Source organism: Paenibacillus sp. FSL R7-0312, from assembly GCF_038004445.1.
Lineage (GTDB): Bacteria > Bacillota > Bacilli > Paenibacillales > Paenibacillaceae > Paenibacillus_AQ.
In genome coordinates, this window is record NZ_JBBORE010000001.1 from 5,865,824 (window position 1) to 5,886,691 (window position 20,868).

The 20,868-nt window shown below is 52.5% G+C and carries 21 protein-coding genes; 10 read left to right on the forward strand and 11 right to left on the reverse strand.

The genetic code is table 11. The annotated features are described in order from the left end of the window. Nucleotides 1-13: 13 nt before the first annotated feature. Nucleotides 14-916, reverse strand: coding sequence for an ArsR/SmtB family transcription factor (locus MKX70_RS25955; protein ID WP_042235397.1), 903 nt, complete (start codon nucleotides 914-916; stop codon nucleotides 14-16). A 162-nt stretch (nucleotides 917-1,078) separates the two neighbouring features. Here MKX70_RS25955 and arfA point away from each other — a divergent pair, with 162 nt between their 5' ends. Further along, the gene (gene arfA / locus MKX70_RS25960; protein WP_042235396.1) at nucleotides 1,079-2,587 is read left to right on the forward strand and encodes an arabinosylfuranosidase ArfA; all 1,509 of its coding nucleotides are present in this window, start codon (nucleotides 1,079-1,081) and stop codon (nucleotides 2,585-2,587) included. A 9-nt stretch (nucleotides 2,588-2,596) separates the two neighbouring features. On the opposite strand, the gene MKX70_RS25965 is transcribed toward arfA, so the two are convergent. From MKX70_RS25965 to MKX70_RS25975, 3 genes are all read right to left on the reverse strand, one after another. Further along, nucleotides 2,597-3,286 (reverse strand): LrgB family protein, encoded by a 690-nt coding sequence (locus MKX70_RS25965; protein ID WP_042235394.1) that lies wholly within the window; start codon nucleotides 3,284-3,286, stop codon nucleotides 2,597-2,599. After that, on the reverse strand, nucleotides 3,283-3,699 hold the full coding sequence (locus tag MKX70_RS25970) for a CidA/LrgA family protein (RefSeq protein WP_042235393.1): 417 nt from the start codon (nucleotides 3,697-3,699) through the stop codon (nucleotides 3,283-3,285). The genes MKX70_RS25965 and MKX70_RS25970 overlap by 4 nt, the downstream gene beginning before the upstream one ends. Nucleotides 3,700-3,922: 223 nt before the next feature. After that, nucleotides 3,923-4,609, reverse strand: a complete 687-nt coding sequence (locus tag MKX70_RS25975) for an NAD(P)H-dependent oxidoreductase (RefSeq protein ID WP_042235391.1) — start codon at nucleotides 4,607-4,609, stop codon at nucleotides 3,923-3,925. Nucleotides 4,610-4,759: 150 nt separating this feature from the next. Between MKX70_RS25975 and MKX70_RS25980 the strand changes: the two genes are divergently transcribed. After that, entirely contained in the window at nucleotides 4,760-5,161 is a 402-nt protein-coding gene (locus MKX70_RS25980) for a winged helix-turn-helix transcriptional regulator (RefSeq protein ID WP_042235389.1), read from the forward strand. 46 nt (nucleotides 5,162-5,207) lie between these two features. Here MKX70_RS25980 and MKX70_RS25985 read toward each other — a convergent pair whose 3' ends face one another. Together MKX70_RS25985 and MKX70_RS25990 are read right to left on the reverse strand one after the other, a co-directional pair. After that, entirely contained in the window at nucleotides 5,208-5,582 is a 375-nt protein-coding gene (locus MKX70_RS25985; RefSeq protein ID WP_340787739.1) for a YkvA family protein, read from the reverse strand. Between the two features lie 113 nt (nucleotides 5,583-5,695). After that, nucleotides 5,696-6,655: an acetylxylan esterase gene (locus MKX70_RS25990; RefSeq protein ID WP_042235387.1), complete on the reverse strand. Its 960-nt coding sequence runs from the start codon at nucleotides 6,653-6,655 to the stop codon at nucleotides 5,696-5,698. Nucleotides 6,656-6,755: 100 nt separating this feature from the next. Between MKX70_RS25990 and MKX70_RS25995 the strand changes: the two genes are divergently transcribed. From MKX70_RS25995 to MKX70_RS26005, 3 genes are all read left to right on the forward strand, one after another. Beyond that, nucleotides 6,756-7,592, forward strand: a complete 837-nt coding sequence (locus MKX70_RS25995; protein ID WP_042235385.1) for a sugar phosphate isomerase/epimerase family protein — start codon at nucleotides 6,756-6,758, stop codon at nucleotides 7,590-7,592. Nucleotides 7,593-7,840: 248 nt separating this feature from the next. Further along, nucleotides 7,841-8,944, forward strand: a complete 1,104-nt coding sequence (locus MKX70_RS26000) for a glycosyltransferase family 4 protein (protein ID WP_340841140.1) — start codon at nucleotides 7,841-7,843, stop codon at nucleotides 8,942-8,944. A gap of 200 nt (nucleotides 8,945-9,144) precedes the next feature. Further along, nucleotides 9,145-9,906 carry an SGNH/GDSL hydrolase family protein gene (locus MKX70_RS26005; RefSeq protein ID WP_039297257.1) on the forward strand — a complete coding sequence of 254 codons (762 nt, stop codon included), beginning with the start codon at nucleotides 9,145-9,147 and terminating at the stop codon, nucleotides 9,904-9,906. Nucleotides 9,907-10,045: 139 nt separating this feature from the next. Here the strand turns inward: MKX70_RS26005 and MKX70_RS26010 are convergent, their stop codons facing one another. After that, nucleotides 10,046-10,840, reverse strand: coding sequence for an AraC family transcriptional regulator (locus MKX70_RS26010; RefSeq protein ID WP_340841141.1), 795 nt, complete (start codon nucleotides 10,838-10,840; stop codon nucleotides 10,046-10,048). A 137-nt stretch (nucleotides 10,841-10,977) separates the two neighbouring features. On the opposite strand from MKX70_RS26010, the gene MKX70_RS26015 reads away from it, so the two are divergent. After that, the gene (locus MKX70_RS26015) at nucleotides 10,978-12,324 is read left to right on the forward strand and encodes a glycoside hydrolase family 30 protein (RefSeq protein WP_340841142.1); all 1,347 of its coding nucleotides are present in this window, start codon (nucleotides 10,978-10,980) and stop codon (nucleotides 12,322-12,324) included. 103 nt (nucleotides 12,325-12,427) lie between these two features. On the opposite strand, the gene MKX70_RS26020 is transcribed toward MKX70_RS26015, so the two are convergent. Then, nucleotides 12,428-13,549 carry a glycosyltransferase family 2 protein gene (locus MKX70_RS26020; RefSeq protein WP_340841143.1) on the reverse strand — a complete coding sequence of 374 codons (1,122 nt, stop codon included), beginning with the start codon at nucleotides 13,547-13,549 and terminating at the stop codon, nucleotides 12,428-12,430. Nucleotides 13,550-13,731: 182 nt separating this feature from the next. Here MKX70_RS26020 and MKX70_RS26025 point away from each other — a divergent pair, with 182 nt between their 5' ends. From MKX70_RS26025 to thiD, 3 genes are all read left to right on the forward strand, one after another. Then, nucleotides 13,732-14,127 (forward strand): RNA polymerase sigma factor, encoded by a 396-nt coding sequence (locus MKX70_RS26025; RefSeq protein WP_340841144.1) that lies wholly within the window; start codon nucleotides 13,732-13,734, stop codon nucleotides 14,125-14,127. Nucleotides 14,128-14,160: 33 nt separating this feature from the next. Next, a complete protein-coding gene (locus MKX70_RS26030; RefSeq protein WP_340841145.1) occupies nucleotides 14,161-15,630 on the forward strand; it encodes a DUF4850 domain-containing protein in 1,470 nt (489 codons plus the stop codon). 263 nt (nucleotides 15,631-15,893) lie between these two features. Beyond that, a complete protein-coding gene (thiD, locus tag MKX70_RS26035; RefSeq protein ID WP_042235373.1) occupies nucleotides 15,894-16,706 on the forward strand; it encodes a bifunctional hydroxymethylpyrimidine kinase/phosphomethylpyrimidine kinase in 813 nt (270 codons plus the stop codon). Nucleotides 16,707-16,824: 118 nt separating this feature from the next. On the opposite strand, the gene MKX70_RS26040 is transcribed toward thiD, so the two are convergent. From MKX70_RS26040 to MKX70_RS26050, 3 genes are all read right to left on the reverse strand, one after another. Next, the gene (locus MKX70_RS26040) at nucleotides 16,825-17,730 is read right to left on the reverse strand and encodes a hypothetical protein (RefSeq protein ID WP_042235371.1); all 906 of its coding nucleotides are present in this window, start codon (nucleotides 17,728-17,730) and stop codon (nucleotides 16,825-16,827) included. 84 nt (nucleotides 17,731-17,814) lie between these two features. After that, nucleotides 17,815-18,336, reverse strand: coding sequence for a GNAT family N-acetyltransferase (locus MKX70_RS26045; protein WP_445323681.1), 522 nt, complete (start codon nucleotides 18,334-18,336; stop codon nucleotides 17,815-17,817). Continuing rightward, nucleotides 18,333-19,169, reverse strand: coding sequence for a helix-turn-helix domain-containing protein (locus tag MKX70_RS26050; protein ID WP_340841146.1), 837 nt, complete (start codon nucleotides 19,167-19,169; stop codon nucleotides 18,333-18,335). Before MKX70_RS26050 ends, MKX70_RS26045 begins: the two co-directional genes overlap by 4 nt. Nucleotides 19,170-19,292: 123 nt before the next feature. Here MKX70_RS26050 and MKX70_RS26055 point away from each other — a divergent pair, with 123 nt between their 5' ends. Beyond that, nucleotides 19,293-20,750, forward strand: coding sequence for an alpha-L-fucosidase (locus tag MKX70_RS26055; RefSeq protein ID WP_340841147.1), 1,458 nt, complete (start codon nucleotides 19,293-19,295; stop codon nucleotides 20,748-20,750). Nucleotides 20,751-20,868 lie beyond the last annotated feature (118 nt).

Consider the following 20,868-nt stretch of genomic DNA (forward strand, 5'->3'; position numbering starts at 1 on the left):
CTATACAGTTTCACTATTCGTAATACACGCGGAAAACAATATCCTGCTCGTAATTCCCGAACCCGCGTCCGAACAAGGTTAAACCGCCCCGCCTTCGGGTGGTGTCTTCTGCAGTTAACCTGAAGCTCCACTGGTCCTTCTGCCAGCCTATTTCATCAATGGTGACTGCAGAAATCTGCTGGCCGTCTATGTAAGTTCCCCCTGCGTTAATCCTCAGCACCTTCAGCAAGCCATACTGGTTCACATCGGAATTCCACCAGGCCGGAGTCAGCCTTCCCCGCTGCACACCGAAATCACCGGGACTGGTCCATTTGCCAAGCGGAATTCCATTCATCGTAAACGCAATGTCTGAAGGCCACTTCTCATTGACATGCGGCGCTTCCGAGCCGACCTCCATCGAAATTTCAATCTCCTGCACCCTCTGGTCCATGAACAGATAGTTCGGCACCTTATATTCGGCATAGCCTTTGGCGAACCAGAGAATTCCGGCATCGACCCGCTCCGGGTCCAGGAAATAACGCGGATCATCATAATATCCGATCAGCTTCTCGGTGGTGGCAATGCCACAGGTTGGTGAAGCCTGAAGATCGGTATAATGTCCCACCGGCACGGAGACCTCAACCACCTTCCGGGCAATGCCTTTGGCTCCTGACAATTTAATCTGCAGAAAATTAGCGGAGAGCGAGCAGTATTTATATGTGCCGCCGTCAATCCGCTTCATTTGGGAGCTGACGATGCCTGCCTTTTGGAGCTTGGCCACATGGGAGCTGACTATGGCGCTGCTTAGATACAGCCGGGCTGCGATTTCCTTGATATGCATCTCCCCCACGCTGAGCAGATCAATGATCCGCAGCCGCACTTCACTGGCTAATGCTTCATATACCTTCAGTGATTCGGAATCCGTTGTTAAATACATCCTCTAACCTCCGCACTCTTTGAATTAGCATTTTTATTAATCCTAAATATTTTTATTGCTTAGTATACGCTGTAATCCGTATGATGTAATCATAAATCAGGATATTAGATTAATAATTTCATTAATTGTAATATGAATTCAAAACAAAAGGAGCTTAACACAATGAGCATTCAATCCAAGATGATTGTCGACAAGGACTTCAAGCTGGCCGAAGTAGACCCGAGGCTGTACGGATCGTTCATCGAGCATCTGGGCCGGGCCGTTTATGGCGGAATTTATGAGCCGGGACACCCTACCGCAGACGCTAACGGTTTTCGGGGTGATGCCTTGCAGGCCATCCGGGCTCTCCGCGTGCCGATCATCCGCTATCCCGGAGGTAACTTTGTCTCCGGCTATAACTGGGAAGACGGCGTAGGACCCAAGGAGAGCCGTAAGCGCTCTCTTGAATTAGCCTGGTGGACTACAGAGACGAATCAGATGGGTACCAATGAATTTGCCGATTGGGCCAAGCAGGCCGGTTCTGAGGTCATGATGGCGGTCAATCTGGGTACCCGCGGAATTGACGCCGCCAGGAATCTCGTGGAATATTGCAACCACCCTTCCGGTTCCTACTGGAGCGATCTGCGCATCTCCCACGGGTATCAGGCTCCCCACAATTTCCGCACCTGGTGCCTGGGCAATGAGATGGACGGCCCGTGGCAGATTGGAGCAAAAACGGCCGTCGAATACGGCAGGCTCGCGAATGAAACCGCCAAAGCCATGCGCTGGGTAGACCCTTCCCTTGAGCTTGTGGCCTGCGGCAGCTCGGGCAGCTCCATGAATACTTTTGCCGAATGGGAAGCAACCGTGCTGGATCTCACTTACGATAACGTAGATTTCCTCTCCCTGCATACCTACTACAATAATAATAATGGCGATACAGCGAATTTCCTGGCCAGCTCACTCGATATGGACCAGTTCATCGACAGCGTAGCAGCAGTATGTGATTATATCAAGGCTAAGAAGAAAAGCAAGAAAAAGATTTATCTGTCTCTGGACGAATGGAATGTGTGGAAGACTCAAGGAACCAGCCGCGCACAGCAGCATTGGGAGATTGCCCCGCCGGAGTTCGAGGATGTCTATAATCTGGAGGATGCACTTGTGGTCGGCTGCTGCCTGATCAGCCTGCTGAAGCATGCGGACCGGGTGAAGATGGCCTGCATTGCCCAGCTGATCAATGTCATTGCCCCTATTATGACTGAGAACGGGGGACCCCTTTGGCTGCAGACCACTTATTATCCTTACATGCATGCTTCAATCTATGGCCGGGGAACGGTGCTGCACCCGTTGATTACTAGTCCGAAATATGATTCACAGGATTTCACCGACGTTCCTTATCTGGAAGCGGTCAGTGTGTATAACGAAGAAATGAACGAGGTTACCGTATTTGCTGTCAACCGTCATCTGGGCGAAGGCATGGAGCTGACCGTCGATTTGCGCAGCTTCGGTGCAGTAGAGGTAATTCAGCATACCATCCTTGAGCATGAGGATCTCCAAGCGGCGAACACCCGCTCGAACCCGGCGAATGTGCTCCCGCATAACCGCGGAACGGCGGCGGCAGACGGCGGATGTATAAGCGCCATGCTTCCGGCAGCTTCGTGGAATGTCATCCGGTTGCGTGTTAACGGGTAAGAAGCTGCATTAATGATACATGATCCAGGCTACGAACGGTCCGGCAATGGAACCGACAATGGCGCATACCGTCATGGCCACAGAGCTCATGGACACCGACTGCTCACCGTACTCCAGGGCTTTGGCTGTGCCAAGGGCGTGGGACGCCGTTCCCAAGCCGATGCCGATGCCGGACTCGCCGCGGATTCTGAACAGCTTAATGATATACGGCCCGCCGATGGCCCCCGTGAATCCGGCGATCATCACGAATACGGAGGTAAGCGAGGAATCTCCGCCCAGATTGCTGGAGATCTGGATCGCTACTGCAGTTGTAATCGACTTGGGCAGGATGGAGAGGACATACAGCTTGGAGAAGCCGAGTCCGGCTGCCATCAGCAGCCCGCTGAACATTCCTACGAGCAGTCCGGTCACCGTTCCGCCAAGTACGGCCGGGAGATTCTTCCACAGCACGTGCCGCTGTTTGTACAGCGGATAGGCCAGGGATACAACCGCCGGTCCAAGCAGGCGGTTAATCCAGTCGCCGCCGATCATATAAGTCTCATAAGAGATATGGAAGCCCAGGAGCAGCACGACTACAGTGAACGTTGCGGTCAATGCCGGCAGCAGGACAGGAAGACGGTAGCGTTTGTATAACATGGACATGAAGAGATAGATCAGAACATTCATCAGTACAAAACCAACGGCCAGCAGAATTCTCATGCTTCCTTCCCCTTCCCTTGCAGGCTGCGCGCAGGATACGTCCGTCTTGTCAGCCTTTTGGCGCTGCGGCTGGCAATCCACTGGCTGGAATGTGCCGTGACGACCATGGTCAGTACACTGCTAATCACCAGAACGCCAATCAGGAGAAGCCCTCTTCCGCTGAAGATATCCAGATGGTTCATAATACCAGCGGTTGCCGGGATGAAGAACATGGGAAGATACGCCAGAATAAAGGATGAGCCGTTCTCGATCAGCTTCACCGGAACAATCTTAAGCAGCAGCAGGACGAATAGCAGCAACAGCCCTACGATACTGCCCGGAACCGGCAGATGCAGCAGTTTTTGCAAGTAATCTCCGGCCAGGAAGAACACATACAGCAAGCAGACTTCAGCGATAACGCGGATGATTTTCATATTGCAGGAATCCCTTCAATCTTGAATTGACGATCACTGGCAGCCTGTTACAAGTAACAAGCTGACTTATTAAGAGTAGCAGAATTTTCAGCAAGTTTTCAAACTTTTTTCGAAGCTTCTATGTATTTTCATAACTCGCAAAAAAACAGATGCCGCCCTTAATAAGGATGGCATCTATTTTTAAATGGCTCACACTTCGCCTAAATTGCTGAAGCGGCTGCGGTTAGACCCACTGGACCACCTGCCCGGCCGTTTGACGGGTTTTGCCGCGCGGCTCATTAACCCGGTAACCAAAAGCCGCCATGCAGGCAATTCCGAAATGTGACGGGTCCATTATCCCTTCCTCTGTCAGCACCTGCTCGATCTTAGCCTTGTCGAAGCCTTCAATCGGACAGGAGTCGATGCCAATCTGCGCGGCAGCAGTCATCATATTACCCAGAGCCAGATAGGTCTGCCGTGCACCCCATTCAAATATCGCCCGCTCATTCCCTTCCAGTCCGAAATCGGATTTCAGGAACATATCATAGACCTTCCGCTTACCCTCGGCAACCTCCGGCGGCAGGCTCTGCACATCCTGCATTATACCCTGAATATACTCCGAGCCCGCAGCCATATCACGCGGCAGTCTTGCGAGAATCAGCATGAAATGGCTTGCTGTCGGCAGCTGCTTCTGTGCCCCCCAGGCATAAGGAAGCAGCTTCTCACGGATGTCCATACTCTGAACAATAACGAATTTCCAGGGCTCGAAGCCGAAGGAGCTCGGTGACAGGCGGCCTGTTTCCAGGATGAACCCGAAATCCTCTTCGCTGATCTTTCTGCTGCTGTCAAATACCTTGGTAGCGTGTCTGTATGCATAGGCGGCCAGAATTTCCTGCTTGGTTGTTGCGGTTTCTTTTACTGTATGATCCATTTCACATACTCCCTTTCTGTGTATCCTTCAGGTCTGGAATTGACGTTATCCTGCTCACATGCTTATAGTAGTGGATAGATAACCATTCGTGAAGTACGCACATTTTTGATAGGTAGTATACAAAATGATACTTAAGGAGCGTGTTCGGTTATGCGTAACCGTAAAGGCGGTTTCGGTGCTTGTCCGGACGGCCAGGGTGCAGCTTGTCCTGTTGAATTTACCCTCGATGTTATTGGCGGCAAGTGGAAGGGTGTGCTTTTATACCATTTGATGGATTCAACAAAACGCTTCAACGAGTTCCGCCGGATCTGTCCCGGCATCACCCAGCGTATGCTGACACTTCAGCTTCGTGAGCTGGAGGAGGATGGCGTGGTTCACCGCGAGGTGTATCATCAGGTGCCGCCGAAGGTTGAATACTCGCTGACCGAATTTGGCCGGACGCTGATTCCGATTATTAAACTGATGAGGGATTGGGGCACAGAATACCAGGCGAAGCAGCAATCCGCAGACCGCTGCCCTCCTGGAAATGGACATTTAGAGGAAGAAGCATAATGAATCCGGTGCAGCAACCCGCTGCACTTTTGGGGTTACCGGTACCTCACGATTGTTCAAAAAAATTCTCGGCCTTCTGCTTATGCTCCTCCTTCACCTGACCGGCAATCGCCCGGATGCCTGCGGCAATGACCGCTGCATCATCCGTGAAACCGAGTCCGATCAGCGCATCAGGAATCGCGTCAATGGGTGAAATGAAATAAGCCAGCGCGCCGAAGGCTATGCCTTTGGCCCATAACGGGGTTTTGGCATCAATGGCGCAGTAATACATGGCAACCGCATCTTTGGTGAACGGGATTTTGCCTGCCGCTTTCCTCGTTTTGCTCCAGAAGCTCTTCTTCACCAGCTGCTCATTCATTTGGCTGTATTCGAAATTCTCCACGACCAGTTCCGCGGGAAGCTTGTCTCCATCCTTATTCATCTGCCATTCCCTCCCATTCCTTAGGCTGCTTCGCATTCTGACAGCTTAGCACCTTCATTATAAACTTTACACCAAACACCCGCCGCTAATCAGCCTTCCGGTAATTAATCTTTTTAGCCCAGATACTCCCGGAAAAAGAGAGCCGTTTGCCTCCGCTGATATTCGCTGACCTCATGCCCGGAGAACGGATAATCCATCATCTGCTTCGGTGACTGGATACGGTTATAGGCCGCATAGATGGTCTCCGGCATACAAACAGTATCCTTCCAGCCTGCGGACATCAGAACAGGTACGGTGAACCGGTGCGCCAGATTAACAATGTCGAAATATGCCAGATTCTGCAGCACCCGCTCCAGATGCTCCGGATAGCGCTTCAGGAAATCGGCAATCTCTGTGAGCGAGCTGGTTGAATTCAGCACCCCGAAGTCGAGGCGGCAGAGATTCGGTATGTCTGCAGCCACTGCAGCAACCCGCCGGCTCAGTGCCCCGGCCAACAGCGATATTCCGCCTCCCTGGCTTCCCCCGGTAATGGCAATACGCTCGGGATCAACACCCGGCAGCTGCGCTGCAGTCTCTATGGCACGAACCGTATCTATCGCTACAGCCACATAATAGGACCGTTCCTTCTCCAGCAGCCCCTGGGTGATCCAGCCTCTGACTATACCTTCTTCCTGCGGCAGCAGATTGCCGGTCTCTCCCAGTTGTCCACGCACATCCACGGCAAGTACTGCATAGCCAAGCATTAGAAAGTGAGCATACCGTTCCGGATACCCCCGGTCGCCGGTGTAACCGGGAAACGTTACAATACACGGCAGCTCTCTATGTACACTTGTGTCAGCAGCAGGCCGGATGTACCAGGCATGGATGGTCGTTTCCCCATAACCTGTATAGCTTACTTTGCTCACCTCCATGCCCGGATATGGAGTTTCTTCAGGGATTATTGTAACATCCAGCGGCTGCTCCTCATCCTCGGCGAGCAGATCATTCCAGAATTCGTCAATCGTTTCCGGGTCCAGCGTAGGCTCTGGACGGCAATTCTCAAGCTCCTGTTTGCGTTGTTCAATAGCATTCATTTCATCGGTTCCTCCTGTTTCTCATAAACTTCTTTATCATTGCAAGTCACTGTAAGCGCATTTAATATTATAAATATAAATCCATAGAATTCCAAAGGAGATGTTATTTATTCGTTACGGAACCTTGGCACATACAGCGGGCTGCCTGCCGCTTAGAGAATTGACCGCTACGCTGCAGACTTACAATATTGACTTCGTACAGCTCGCCCTGGCCAAAGCCATTCAGGATATCGATCTGTCTCCCGGCAAGCTCAGCCCCGGCCTGGCCTCCTATATCGGTGAGCAGTTCGACAAAGCCGGCATCCGCATTGGCGTACTTGGCTGCTATATCAACCCCATTCATCCCGATCCTGCCATCCGGCGGGCAGAAATTGACCGTTTCAAGGAACATTTGCGCTATGCCCGCCAGTTCGGTGCACCTATGGTCGCTACCGAGACCGGCTTATTGACGACCTTTCAGGAATCCGATCCTTACCGGTATGAAGAAATCGGCTGGGATACCCTCAAGGCAACGGTCGAGGAGCTTGCTGAGGAAGCGGAGAAATGGGGGGTGTTCCTGGCACTTGAAGGAGTCTGCACCCATACGCTGTCCTCTCCGGCCAAAATGCGCCGTATCCTCGACGAGGTTCCTTCCAGCTCCATCGGTGTGGTACTGGACCCTTGCAACCTGATTGGCGAAGAGGTTCATCTGCAGGATGAGATCGTAGACAGTGCATTCAGCCTGTTCGGCGACCGGATCATTCTGGCCCATCTCAAGGATCTCTATAAGGACGGAACCCGGATACGCCATGGCGCTTCAGGGCAAGGGCTGTTCCACACCACAGAGTTCCTGAACAAGCTGGAGTCACACAAACCGATGATCGACGTTTCGCTGGAAGAAGTAACAGTCATGGATATCAGGGACACTGTTACCCTGCTGCGCAATCGGCGCCTCTAATCATAAGCTGCCAGTTCAGGAGATGCGCTACAACCCGGCCGGTATGTCAGGGGTGATTCCTCTGCTGTACCGGCCAGTATTTTATGAATACTTCAGCTGTAGCCCTCCATTCCTGATCAGCTCCTCCCAAACCCCCAATTGCTGCAAAAACACCGTATAACCGGTACTTTTGGCCATTCAATGAATAAAATAGTATACATATCGCATGTTTGCAAGCGATTCTTAAGCCAGAAAGGAAGGGATCATACATGAGATTCACTTTCCCCATTCTTACCTTATGCCATGGCGGGGCACAACGCATGCTCGTGGAGCTCACGGATGGTCTTACTGCCAGAGGGCATCAGGTGGTGATCCTCATGCCGCTTGGAGGCGATGTTTCTTATGAGGTCCATTCCACTCTGCTGATTACCGATTATACGCTGCTCCGTGAATCCGATTTCCCGGCCAGCGATATCATCGTTTCGAATTTTTATACAACGGTTTCGGTATCACAGGCTGCAAGCCAGAATGGCAAGGGCATCCATATCCGCCTCTCTCTGTGTTACGAACCGCTGTTTCTGCCGCGGAATGAGGTATCCTTTCCTTCCTATCATACCACCGATAAGCTGATTGTTCTGTCCCAGTGGCAGCAGGAATTAATTGAGCTTGGTCACGGAATTAGCGGAAGCATTGTGCCTGTAGGAATCAGTTCCACTTTTAGCAATATGCATATCCGCCACAGCCTTCAGGAGCCGCTGAACATTACCGCTATCCTGCGCAAAGTGGAGAACGGCTTCTCCTGGCACCGTGAACAGGATTTTCTGGTGAAGCAGCTAGATATCGTGAAGCATAATGTCCCGGAGGTAAATATCAATTTCATCAGTCCTCCGGATGAGTTCTACAGTTCGGATTCGCTGCAAAAAATGAAGGCCAGCGGCAAATACCGCTTTTTCACTCCCCTGAATGACGACGAACTCTGCTATCACTATAACGGGGCTGATATTTTTGTCAGCTCCAGTATATTCGACACCGGATCTTTGCCGGGACTGGAGGCCATGCGCTGTGGTGCTGCGCTTGTGTCCGTATACTCGGGAGGGAATCTGGAATATGCCCGCCACGAAGAGAACTGCCTGCTGTCCTACCGGTACGAGAACCGGATTGCCGAGGATGTCGTCCGGCTGATTCAGGACCCGGCTCTCCGCGTCCGCCTTGCCTCCAAGGGGGAAGCCGATTCCCGGGCCTGGACCTGGGAGAACAGTGTCAGGATCATGGAGCAGACCACGCTTGGCTTCCTGACTGGAAATTCAGTAAACACTCCGCCCAGATCAGCTCTCCTGCAAAGACTCGGCGGCTTCAGAATGCGCAGGAAATAAGCGGTCAACAAATGTTCTTCCGGAACAAGATTCAAGGAAGCTCCAGGTCCAACTTCGAGTATTCAGAGTCGGACCACTTCGGCTTGCAGCTTGTCATATCGGGATCGCCCCGCATGAAACCATGACATATATGCATAGTCACTGCTCTATGTATGGTTTACACTAAAGTTATATACACTAGGGTTATCGGAGGTGGGACAATGAATTCGTACGAAGAGCAGAAGGAAGCCACGGGGCTTGAGTTTAAATACATGGTCAGCGGAGATTCGATCTCCAAGGGTGTTGTCTATGATGAAGCAAGAAGCAAGTATGTCATTCTGGAGGATAACTACGTGTCCCTGCTGCAGGGCAAGCTTAAGGGAGCTATGCGTAATACCGCCAGATTCGGCAATACGCTGATGAAGGGCTTCGGCAATCTGAAACGCGATGTGCTGAAAGACAAGCCGGATGTGGTACTGATTGAATACGGAGGCAATGACTGCGACTATCACTGGGAAGAAATTGCAAGCAATCCCGAAGCAGAGCATAATCCCAAAACTGATTTTCCGGCGTTCGAGCGGATGCTGCTGGATATGATTGATTACCTGAAGAATCAGGGGATTACACCGATTCTGATGAGTCTGCCCCCGCTGAATGCGGACAACTATTTCAAATGGGTCAGCGGCAATAATCCGGACACCGAGCTGAACATTCTGAAATTCCTCGGCAGCGTCACCAAGATTTACTGGTGGCAGGAGCGGTACAACTCCGCAATTATCAAGGTCGCCGAGAGCACCAAGACCAAGATCATTGATGTCCGGGGCGCATTCCTGCAGCAACCGGATTACACCAAGTTTATCTGCCGGGACGGGATTCACCCTAACCGGGAGGGCCACCGGATTATCTATGACAAAGTCATGGATTTCATCCGTACAAGCGAACCCCATCTTCTGCTGGACAATTCGGCGTTACCGGGACACTGATTACCGGACAAGCGGAATATAGGTTAAGCAAACAACTGAAATTTCAGGGCAGCCCCTGCGGGCTCCATACATAGGGGTGTCCCAATCCGCCATAGCCACGTAATGGCGGATTGGGACACCCCCTTTTCATCTTCACAGGCTATGAACGCCTCCGGTACACTCCCGGTGCAACGCCGTACCGCTCCCGGAATACCCGGTGGAAGTAGGTATAGCTGCCGAAGCCGGTCTCCTCAGCAATACGCTCCAGTGTATAGTTGCTGTTGTCCATCAGCCGCAGCGCCATCGCCAGACGGACCTGCACCGCATATTGCATCACCGAATACCCGAATTGTTCCTTGAACAGATGAACCGCCCGGGTGACGCTGATTCCCGCATGGCGGGCCACATCCTCCAGCCGGATGGAGGATGTCGCATGCTCTTCCACATAATTCTTGATCTTCAGTCCCTGCAGGAGTGAAGAGGAGGATGAGGCCGGCGCTTCGGCGATAGCCCGGTCCAGCAGCAGGCACAGGGCCTTAAACAGCGCCTCAAGAATTTCCGGGCTGCCTCCGTCGATCCGCCGCTTTTCCAGAATTAATTGCTGCCAGATGCTATGCAGCTTGCTGTCTTCGGCAATCCTGGACTTCTTAGCCCTCACCTGCTTGTTCCACCACTCATCCACCCATTCACCTGTACACATGACATAGTAGTCTGCGCTGAAGCCCAGCGGACTTTCTTTCTCGCCAATCCGCAGATCGTAGAGCTCGCCGGGACGGAACAGTAGCAGATCACCCGGCATCACCGTGACCATCTCCCCGTCAATCAGCGCTTCACATTCCCCTTCTGCCTGGAGCCTGATGATATAGGTATCCAGCCCTTCCCGGAACAAATGCCAGAACGGCTGGATATGCCGGGAAAATGAGCTGAGATGAATGTCTACACAGGTTGTACCCATCCTGGATCACCCTTCCGTACTCTTACCTCATGACCAGATCGTTGAGGTTCTTAACCATATTGTTTCTTCAAAGTGCAGCGGAATACCTTCTATAATTAGACTATTCCTACAAAATTTCAGGAGGTAACATAAGTCCTATGAGCAGCACTACAATCCGCGTGATCCAGACAGCCAAAGAAACCGGTGACCGGTTAAAAGAATTACAGCCTCTGTCCTTCCGGCCCGATTCCGAAGAGAAGGAAATGGAGTTAATTAATATTTATGAGGATTTGGAATATCAGGAAATCGAAGGCTTCGGCGGTGCGCTGACGGAAGCCTCCGCAGTCACGCTAGCCAAGCTTAGTCCGGAGAAGCAGCAGGAAATCATCGATGCCTACTTCCATCCGGAGCACGGAATCGGCTACACCCTGTGCAGATCACATATCCAGAGCTGTGACTTCTCAACGGGCAACTATGCTTATGTAGATGGCGTTGACCCGGAGCTGGCTACTTTCAATATCTCCAGAGATCAGGAGTCGATCCTTCCGTTAATCAAACGCGCGGCTGATGCTGTGGGCGGGAGCTTCCGGCTGTTCTCCTCCCCATGGAGCCCTCCGGCCTTCATGAAGACGAACGGCGAGATGAATAACGGCGGCAAGCTGAAGCCGGAATATCGGGAAGCCTGGGCTAATCTGTTCGTGAAATACATTCAGGCTTACGCTGAAGCCGGCATCGATATCTGGGCGGTCAGTGTACAGAATGAAGCCAAAGCCAAGCAGATCTGGGATTCCTGCATTTATACCGCTGAAGAAGAGAAGGATTTCGTACGCGATTATCTCGGTCCTGCCCTGGAGACAGCCGGCCTCAGCCATGTCAAGATCATGATCTGGGATCATAATAAAGAACGGGTCTATGACCGGGCGAAGACCGCTTTCACAGATCAGGAGGCAGCAAAGTATATCTGGGGCATCTGCTTCCACTGGTACTCCGGTGATCATTTCGAAGCCTTGAGCGCTGTACATGAGCGTTTCCCTGACAAAAAGCTGTTCTTCAGCGAAGGCTGTCAGGAAGGTGGCGTTCACCTCGGTTCCTGGAACACCGGCGAACGTTACGGCCATGATATTATCGGCAACCTGAACAACTGGATGTCCAGCTGGACGGACTGGAATATCGTCCTTGATGAGCAGGGCGGCCCGAACCATGTGGGTAACTTCTGCGATGCACCGATTATCGGCGATACCCTGAAGGATGAAGTAATCTATGAGAGCTCGTTCTATTACATCGGGCATTTCAGCAAGTATATCCGTCCGGGCGCCGTCCGTGTGGGCAGCTCCAGATATACCGACAAATTCGAAACTACGGCGTTCCGCAATACAGACGGCACTTATGCCGTGGTCGTACTCAACCGCACGGACAGCGGGCTTCCATACACCCTGCACTTCCGGGATCAGCTGGCGGAGGGTTCAATTCCGGCCCATGCGATTCAAACCCTGCTGTTCCAATAAAAACACACAAAGGCGCTCCCAAGCTACGGCTTGAGGAGCGCCTTTATTCATATGGCCGGTCTGCATTTATCCGCCGCTTCGGTACCGCTGTTACGCAACCCTGCTATTTCTTCTTCTCCCCGGCGGTCTCCTGCGGCTGCAGCGAAACATACTTTTCACCCAGGAGCTTCTGAAAGTAGGTCCGGTTATACAGCATACTAGGATGGCTGGGAAGCTGCAGCAGGGCCGTCTCATTGAAATGATTAGCCCGTTCATGCTGGCCCAGCCGGTCATAACAGAGCGCGAGCTGCAGATTCGGAATCCAGGTGGCGAAGGCCTCATTCTTCACACCCAGGGAAGCTGTCTGCCGGGGCAGCATAACAGCAAGCTCATACCAGTAGATCGCCGGATGAAGCTGGCCTTTCTCCACATGCCAGGCACCGAGCCGGCAGCAGAACTCGGCACGCGGGGAATCGTACTGCAGCGTCCGGGTGATCGCAGTGAACGCCGCTTCCTTGTCACCCAGCCGCTCCCGGCATTCGGCAAGCCACAGGCAGGCCTGAATGTTATCTTCAACCCAGCCTTGACCGCCGTTCAGGAACAGCTCGTAATATTGGCAGGCTTCCCCGTGGATTCCATGATCGCGCAGCTCATTGGCATAATAATATTGATCCCGCGGAGAGAAGACTTCCCCCTCAGCCACCCGCTTGCGGTAGATCCGCAAGTTTCGGTCCGTGTACTCTTTGTCTTTCTCATGGGTAATGCAGACATCACTGCTGTAAGAAGGGCCGTATACCTCCAGGTATTCATGCACCGGGCCGATCCATTTGAACCCGCAGGACCGGCGGACCAGCCGGTTGCGCCGCAAGGACGTGACCACCTTCCCCTCCGCGTCAAAAGCGAGATTATACTGCATGTTCACACTGTCCACATTCTCCGGGAGCGACTGCTTCAGCTCTCTGAACAGCACTTGATCACTTTCCATCAGATAGTCATCTGCATCCAGCCAGAAGATGTATTCCTTGGTCGCCTGGCTGAAGGCGAAATTGCGGGCAGCAGAGAAATCTTCGATCCAGGTAAAATCATATATCACCGCTCCGAAGGTTTCCGCAATCTCCTTCGTTCTGTCCGCCGAGCCTGTATCCACAATGATGATCTCATCCGCAATCGCGCGAGCAGAAGTAAGGCAGCGGGGCAGGCTCTTCTCTTCATTGCGGACAATCATGCATAAGCTAATTTCTATCATGGCAGCCTCCTAATCGGTATCCTCCTATATAAATATGCAGCCCCCTCGAATTGGAACTCCCGTTCCTAGCCAATCTGCTGCACTTAGTGCCACAATCACCGCTATATAATTTTATTCAGGACAAAAGAAACTTTCCGGAGGATACAGAGGTCAATACAGTAGAGAGAAAAGGGAGGGACCGTATGTACGGTGCAACGAAGGATTCCAATATTATGAACGCCGCCGCGTTAAAGACACTTATGGAAGACTATGGCGAGGATGTATGGAACTATGCCTACTACCTGGCCCGCAGCAGAAGTGCTGCTGATGATATCTCCCAGGAGACCTTCATCCGGGCTTATAAATACAGGGGTACTTTTCGTGGCGAAGCTTCCGTCAGAACCTGGCTGCTTCAGATTACCCGCAACCGCTGGCTGTCCTACCGCAGCTGCAGCTTCATCCGGCGGGTAACCTTACAAGATCACGCTGGCAGACCCGGCTCAAGCCCCTCCGCTGAAGAAACCTTTTTGCAGCAATCCTTAAGCAGTGAGGTGTGGAAGGTAGTTCTGCAGCTGCCGCGCAAGGCAGCAAGCCAATGAATATTGGGAAAAGGAAAAGGAGCTGAACAATTCATGAGCAAATTACCGGAGGAATGGGAACAACAGTTGAAGGAGAAGCCTTTTGAGGGCATGAATTTCACTCCGCAAATGCAGAAGAAGGTAGAGCAGCGTCTGGGAGGGTATCAGCCCAAGCGCAAGCGCTATAAGGTTCTTGCTTACGCAGCGGTACTGCTGCCGGTCATGGCCATGCTGCTATGGTTCGGTTACAGCGGCCTGGAACCCGGCATGCTTGCTGGACGTCTAACTCCCCTGGTATCGGAAGCTCCCCAGCCTCTGGAAACCGGAGCTGCGGATTTCTCCCCCGCCCCCACCAGCAATAACCAAAGCGTTCCAAGCAATGATTATGCCGTCGGCATCCGCAGCATTTATAATGCTGAAGTCCCTTTCCCTTCTGTTGAAGACAAAAGTGCTGAAGTATCGATCCCGCTGGCTGCCGTCCTTTCCGTTCCCGTTCTGGACGACGGAAACAGTCCTGCACATGTCACTCCGCCCCCGTTGCCCAAGATGACCTTCCCGCTGCCTTCCGGCATGGAAGATAAGCTGCAGGCGGCCCTCGTCTTCCAGGGCGATACCGGCAGTGCTTATATCCTGCTGGCCCCTGCCGGCTGGAAAGCTTCGGCTATTACTGGAGCCAACGGCTCCTTAGGGGCGACTTTTGAGGACCCGGATAATCCGGGGCAAACATTGCAATATTCCGATAATGCCTGGGGCTGTCAGGGCTGTGCAGTCGGCAGCATCGGGACCTATTTCCCCGGCAAGGCAGAATGGGCGGATGAATACGGATTGACCATTATTCCTCCTGCGTTCACCGAACAGTATATGGCGGGAACCGGAGGAGCCGATGCACGCACTGTGCGGTATTCTCTGCCTGCGGAAGCCAGCGGGTATGAAACAGCCGGAACGGCCTACTACGATGAAGGCGAATGGGGATATCTGTTCCGCAAGCTTGAGATAACCACCTCTTCAGCCTTTGACGGGCAGGATGTGATTGACAGCATCCAGGGATTTTTCGCAGCCCATCATGGCCCGCTCCTCCTTCCTGCAGCGCAGAATCCGGAATCTGCCGCAGGCAGTGCAGAATATACTACTCAGTCTCTCTACCTGGCTCTGGAACAGCGGGGCATGCAGCTCAGCCTCGTCCCGGATACCACTGAGCTCATGTTCAACAAGCAGCTGGCCGGTGTCTGGCCTGAAGAGCTGCTGATTGATAAGACCGATACACCGGCCCGGCCGGACCGGTTGTCCGTCTATACCTACGCTGACAGCCAGGAATGTGCCGAAGGTCTGGCTGCGTTGAAGCTGGAGATTAACCGTACGACAAACGACGGAGGAATGCGGATATACCCTCATGTCTTCAGGGAAGGGAAATTCCTTGTGGTGTACTGGATGGGCGGGGACAGTGCTGAGCCCTACGTTTATGACAAGACCATCAAGCTGGCGCTGCGCAGCCTCGAAGGCGGCTCCGCCTCTGAAACGGACTGAGAATCCGCTTCAGTCTCAAAATGTGATTATTGCGGGAAATAAGGTCCTCTCAGTCCGCTTCACTATACTGCCAACCTATTGCCAGCCTGTGCTCCCGCACCACTTATCCCGGCTGCACACCTAGGTTATCCTCAATTCTTATCTTTGAAAATAGCACTGTCATGCGGACAGCCAGAGTGTTTTTTGTTATAATGTCGTAGAGTTAATAAGTTGCACCTAAACCAGGCTCCATACCATCCATATACAAAAAGGGGACGTTACCTTTGTCAAAAATCATCAAAACCTTAACCATTGCCGGCAGTGACTCCAGCGGAGGCGCAGGCATTCAGGCTGACCTCAAAACCTTTGAGGAATACGGCACCTATGGCTTCAGCGCACTGACTACAATCGTTACCATGGACCCCGACCGGGGCTGGCATCATAATGTATATCCGATCGATGCCGCAATCGTCGCCGAGCAGCTCAAAACCATCTTCGCCGGCGGTCCCGTAGATGCCATGAAGACCGGTATGCTAGGCAGTGTTGAGATTGTGCAGGTTGCCGAGCAGGCGATCAAGAACAATCTGCAGACCAATGTAGTTATTGACCCGGTGATGGTCTGCAAAGGCGAAGATGAGGTGCTGAATCCGGAGAGCGCCAATGCGATCCGCGAACTGCTGCTGCCTCTGGCTACTGTAGCGACACCGAACCTGTTCGAAGCCGGTGTCCTCTCCGGAATGGGGAAACTGACTACTCTTGAAGAGATGAAAGAAGCGGCCCGCCTGATCCATCAGCTCGGCACCAAGAATGTTGTCGTCAAAGGCGGCAAGGCACTGGGCGGCGACATGGCGATCGATATCTTCTTCGACGGCAGCGAATATCTGGTGCTGGAGACGGCCAAGATCGAACCAGCCCACAATCACGGAGCCGGCTGCACCTTCGCCGCTGCTATTACCGGCGGCCTGGCTAACGGTTTGTCGGTGAAGGAAGCCGTGGTGAAAGCGAAGGACTTCGTGTCCGCAGCGATCCGCAACGGTTATGCCTTCAACCAGTATGTCGGCCCTGTGTTCCACGGCGGATACCGTCTGGAGAACTAGGAACAGCCAGTCTGCCGGATAACGGCGCAGCAAAAAACCTCTCTTCGGAAATGGGTGTGAACAACCCTTCGAAGAGAGGTTTTTTGTTATTTTCAGAGATGCTGATCTTGCACCCTGCTTACTTCGTAGCTTGTTCCTCCGCAATATGCTTCACAAACTCAATCGTCTTATCCTTATTGTCTTCGCCAAGCACACCGATAATGATCGATTTCACATTATAGTCAATGGGCAGTGCAGAGATGAACGGAGAGTCCATAATATCCACGCCATACAGCTCGCGCTTGCCGGTATCTTCATTCGTTCCCCATCTCATACGTGTATCGTCAGCAGCCAGCTTGCCGTCTGCCGTAATGGGTTCGAGATTCTGGAATCCAGCCTGTCCGCCGATCCACTCGATGGTTGCATCATCCATAATGACGATATCCGGCCGGTTGGCCGCCAGCTCGACCACAGCTTTCTGCATATGGTTCATATCCAGCGTATCAGCGCCTTCCCCGGTCTTGGGCAGATACACAATGGTCGCCTCTACCCGCTTCCACTGCGGATAAGCGTCAATGACCGCTTGCTCCAATGCCGCTGTATCCCCGCTGCTGTCCTTGGCCCCGAAATTACCCACGAACATAATGGTCGCATCCACCGGCGGCAGCGAAGCAAGATACTGTTTATGCTGATAGTTATCGTACAGTGCCTTCCCGCCAAAAATCAACACAAGCACTGCGACGATCGATAGGATAACATGCGTTTTGTAGAGCCGCATAAAGCGTTCCCATTGGCTTGCAGTCCCGGAGAACCGCCCGTATTTGGCGAGCCGCTGGTCTTCAGCTTCTTGAATCTCCTGCTCGTCCCAAGTATCCAGAATAAGCTTGTACGCCTGGAAATCCGCTTCATAGTCTGCTATTTCTTCATCCGTAGTAAGGGTCCGTCTGCGCTTCAGGAGTAAATCGAACCGTTTGTTCAATTCTTCTCTGGTTACGGTTTCAGTTAATCCTAGCCGCATGTACGCTTGCTTCAAGTTATCGTTCACATTCAGTTCTCCTTTGATATGTATGATGCCATAATTCTATTTTAACAGACTTCGCCCTGTATTCTCCACTCTGGCTATTGATGGTCAGAACAGGCCCGCCGTCTCCATCAGCAGGAACTCCGTTTCGTTGTCTCCATACCGGTTGATGAAGCGTTGCCCGGGCAGGAAACCCGCCTTCTTATACACGGCAATAGCCCGGAGATTAAAGGCCGCAACCGACAACCGGAACCGCTTCGCGTCATAGGTCCGCTGTGCAAACTTCATACCCGCCTGCAGAAAAGCAAGCCCTTTTCCAGCGCCGGTCAGGTCCGGCCTTAATCCCAGTCCGATATCAAGCGCTGCACCATCCAGATAATATCCCAGCTCTACCCCTCCTCCCACCTGGGCATTCCTTCCGTAACAGAAGAATCCGGCCAGTTCTCCCTCCGCAGTACGTACGTTGAAGTAGGATCCGTCCATTAGCTCTTCGATATCCTCCGTTTCAGCAGAATCATCCATCATATTGTACAGAGAATACGGCGGTTCGTATTTCCAGTTAAGAATCGCTCTGGCTGACGGCTCATCCATTAACCGGATCTGATACCCGCTATATGCTTCGCTGCTCATAGTTTAACTCCTCCTGTTTCCTGTTTTCGGAATTCTGTGGGCGCAAGCCCGGCATGTTTCTTGAATTGCCTCGAGAAATAGAACAAATCGCCGAAGCCGAGCTGGTCGGCAATGTCGCTGACTGAACCGGAGGTGGTTGCCAGGAGGTCTTTGGCTTTTTCAATCTTTTGCCGGGTGATGTATTGGATGGGGGGGACGCCAATCTGCTGTTTGAACAGGCGTATGAAGTAGTTAGGGTGCATAAGCGCAATTTCGGCTAGGTCATGAATGGTAATATTGTGTTCGATATTCGCAGCGATGTAATCCAGAACGGCTGTCAGCTTCCGGGCGGAGCCCAGATTCTTATAAGAGATTTCATCCAGCCTGAGGTTCATGATGTAATAGGAGATCAGCTCCAGCAGCTTGCTCTTCGCCAGCAGCGGGGCATATACAGCGTCCGATTGGGCACTCCCGGTAATCCCTTTGAACGCCGCCTCGACAGCAGCAGGATTCTCCGGAATGCATACATGGCTCATCTCCAGGATACGGAACAGATTAATCTCTCCGACCTTGGCGCTGAAATGACACCAGTACTTGAGAAAAGGTCGTTCACTGATGCATGAGTAGGACTGCTTCACACCCTCAGGCATCAGGATCAGCTCCCCCGGCTGCGGATAATATTCCTTATCCCCGATCTTCAGCCAACCTTCACCGCCGCAGATGTAATAGAACTTGCTGTAGTCCGGAGTATAGTCCAGATCCCTCCACTGTGTGGTGCACTGGTTATAATCCGCCATGAGCAGGTCGACCTTCAGATTGGATAAGTAGCTGGTAAGCAATGCTTGATGATCCATCGTTCAGACCGCCTTAAAGGTTATTTTTGTACATCAGAAAGTTAATCGCGTACATTCTTAATCCCCCTGCGGCCCGGTACAATGAAAGCGTTATATTAATCGCGGGAGGATGAGAAACTGACTATGAACATGACTGATTATTTGCACCTTATCGACGAGACCATTAAGAACGGCCCCTATAAGGATGATTGGGATTCTCTAAGTATGTATGAGGTGCCGCAGTGGTACCGCCAGGCCAAATTCGGCATTTTCATTCACTGGGGGCTGTATTCTGTCCCGGCCTTCAGTAACGAGTGGTATTCCCGCAATATGTATATCCAAGGCACGAAGGAATATGAGCATCATCTGGCTGTCTACGGGAACCACAAGGATTTCGGTTATAAGGATTTCATTCCCTTGTTCACGGCGCAGCAGTTCAACCCCGGCGAGTGGGCTGCCTTATTCCAAGCCTCCGGCGCCAGATATGTCATTCCCGTTGCAGAGCATCATGACGGCTTCCAGATGTATAAAAGCGCTGTCTCCCATTATAACACGTACGAGATGGGGCCCGGGCGGGATATTCTCGGCGAGCTGAAGGCCGCCTTCGGGAAGCATGATCTGGAGCTGGGCGTCTCCTCCCACCGCGCGGAGCATTGGTTCTTCATGTCCCACGGCAAAGAGTTTGAGTCCGATATCCATGAGCCGCTGGAACGCGGCGATTTCTACTGGCCGTCCATGCCGGAACCTGATCATCACGATCTCTACGGCTCTCCCCCGTCTGAAGAGTATCTGGAAGACTGGCTGATCCGCTGCTGCGAGCTGGTTGACCAGTATCAGCCTAAGGTCTTCTATTTCGACTGGTGGATTGAGAATGCTGTATTCAAGCCGTATCTGAAGAAATTCGCCGCCTATTATTACAACCGGGCTGCTCAGCGGGGAACTACGGCTGCCATTAATTATAAACATGATGCCTTCATGTTCGGCACAGCTATTCCCGATGTAGAGCGGGGGCAATTCGCTGAGCTGAAGCCATTCTTCTGGCAGACGGATACTGCAGCAGCACGAAACTCCTGGTGCTATACGGAGAATAATGACTTCAAATCGGCCGGAGAAATCATCCGCGATCTGGTGGATATCGTCAGTAAAAACGGCAATCTTCTGCTGAATGTGGGTCCGCGGGCAGACGGCAGCTTTGCCGATGAAGATAAAGCGATTCTGGCTGCTATCGGCGGCTGGCTGGGTACAAATGGTGAGGCCATTTATGATAGCTCCTTCTGGCGCACGTTCGGTGAAGGGCCGACACGCATTGAAGAGGGACAGTTCACCGACGGCAGCGCCAAGGTGTTCACCCCTGAGGACATCCGCTTCACCGTGAAGGGAAGCTGCCTGTATGCAACTGTCCTGGTGTTCCCTGCGGATGGCGTTGTGCGCATTACATCGCTCAGGGAGAAATCCCCCTATTTCGAAGGTATTATCCAAAAGATGTCCGTGCTCGGTTTCGATGAGCAGCCTGCCTGGGAGCGGGATGCAGAAGCATTAACGATCCGCACCACAGCGGTGGCCAGCGCCCTGCCGGTTGTGTTCAAGCTTGAACTTGCCTGATCTTGGCCTACTACTCTTCATAAACGGAAGCGGATCGTCGATGCTTTGAGGAAAGTGCATGGCTACTGGATGTACGCCCGGCTGAGGGAGAGTCTGTGATACGGATACGGATACGAAT

Bases quoted from the DNA above. Each gene is read 5' to 3' on its own strand.
- MKX70_RS26000 (WP_340841140.1), top strand. From the start codon at position 7,841: ATGAGATTCACTTTCCCCATTCTTACCTTATGCCATGGCGGGGCACAA.
- MKX70_RS26005 (WP_039297257.1), top strand. From the start codon at position 9,145: ATGAATTCGTACGAAGAGCAGAAGGAAGCCACGGGGCTTGAGTTTAAA.
- MKX70_RS25980 (WP_042235389.1), top strand. From the start codon at position 4,760: ATGCGTAACCGTAAAGGCGGTTTCGGTGCTTGTCCGGACGGCCAGGGT.
- MKX70_RS25965 (WP_042235394.1), bottom strand. From the start codon at position 3,286: ATGAGAATTCTGCTGGCCGTTGGTTTTGTACTGATGAATGTTCTGATC.
- MKX70_RS26055 (WP_340841147.1), top strand. From the start codon at position 19,293: ATGAACATGACTGATTATTTGCACCTTATCGACGAGACCATTAAGAAC.
- MKX70_RS25995 (WP_042235385.1), top strand. From the start codon at position 6,756: ATGTTATTTATTCGTTACGGAACCTTGGCACATACAGCGGGCTGCCTG.
- MKX70_RS26045 (WP_445323681.1), bottom strand. From the start codon at position 18,336: ATGAGCAGCGAAGCATATAGCGGGTATCAGATCCGGTTAATGGATGAG.
- MKX70_RS25985 (WP_340787739.1), bottom strand. From the start codon at position 5,582: ATGAATAAGGATGGAGACAAGCTTCCCGCGGAACTGGTCGTGGAGAAT.
- MKX70_RS26015 (WP_340841142.1), top strand. From the start codon at position 10,978: ATGAGCAGCACTACAATCCGCGTGATCCAGACAGCCAAAGAAACCGGT.
- MKX70_RS26030 (WP_340841145.1), top strand. From the start codon at position 14,161: ATGAGCAAATTACCGGAGGAATGGGAACAACAGTTGAAGGAGAAGCCT.
- MKX70_RS26025 (WP_340841144.1), top strand. From the start codon at position 13,732: ATGTACGGTGCAACGAAGGATTCCAATATTATGAACGCCGCCGCGTTA.
- MKX70_RS26010 (WP_340841141.1), bottom strand. From the start codon at position 10,840: ATGGGTACAACCTGTGTAGACATTCATCTCAGCTCATTTTCCCGGCAT.
- arfA (WP_042235396.1), top strand. From the start codon at position 1,079: ATGAGCATTCAATCCAAGATGATTGTCGACAAGGACTTCAAGCTGGCC.
- MKX70_RS25990 (WP_042235387.1), bottom strand. From the start codon at position 6,655: ATGAATGCTATTGAACAACGCAAACAGGAGCTTGAGAATTGCCGTCCA.
- MKX70_RS25975 (WP_042235391.1), bottom strand. From the start codon at position 4,609: ATGGATCATACAGTAAAAGAAACCGCAACAACCAAGCAGGAAATTCTG.
- MKX70_RS25955 (WP_042235397.1), bottom strand. From the start codon at position 916: ATGTATTTAACAACGGATTCCGAATCACTGAAGGTATATGAAGCATTA.
- MKX70_RS26050 (WP_340841146.1), bottom strand. From the start codon at position 19,169: ATGGATCATCAAGCATTGCTTACCAGCTACTTATCCAATCTGAAGGTC.
- MKX70_RS26020 (WP_340841143.1), bottom strand. From the start codon at position 13,549: ATGATAGAAATTAGCTTATGCATGATTGTCCGCAATGAAGAGAAGAGC.
- MKX70_RS25970 (WP_042235393.1), bottom strand. From the start codon at position 3,699: ATGAAAATCATCCGCGTTATCGCTGAAGTCTGCTTGCTGTATGTGTTC.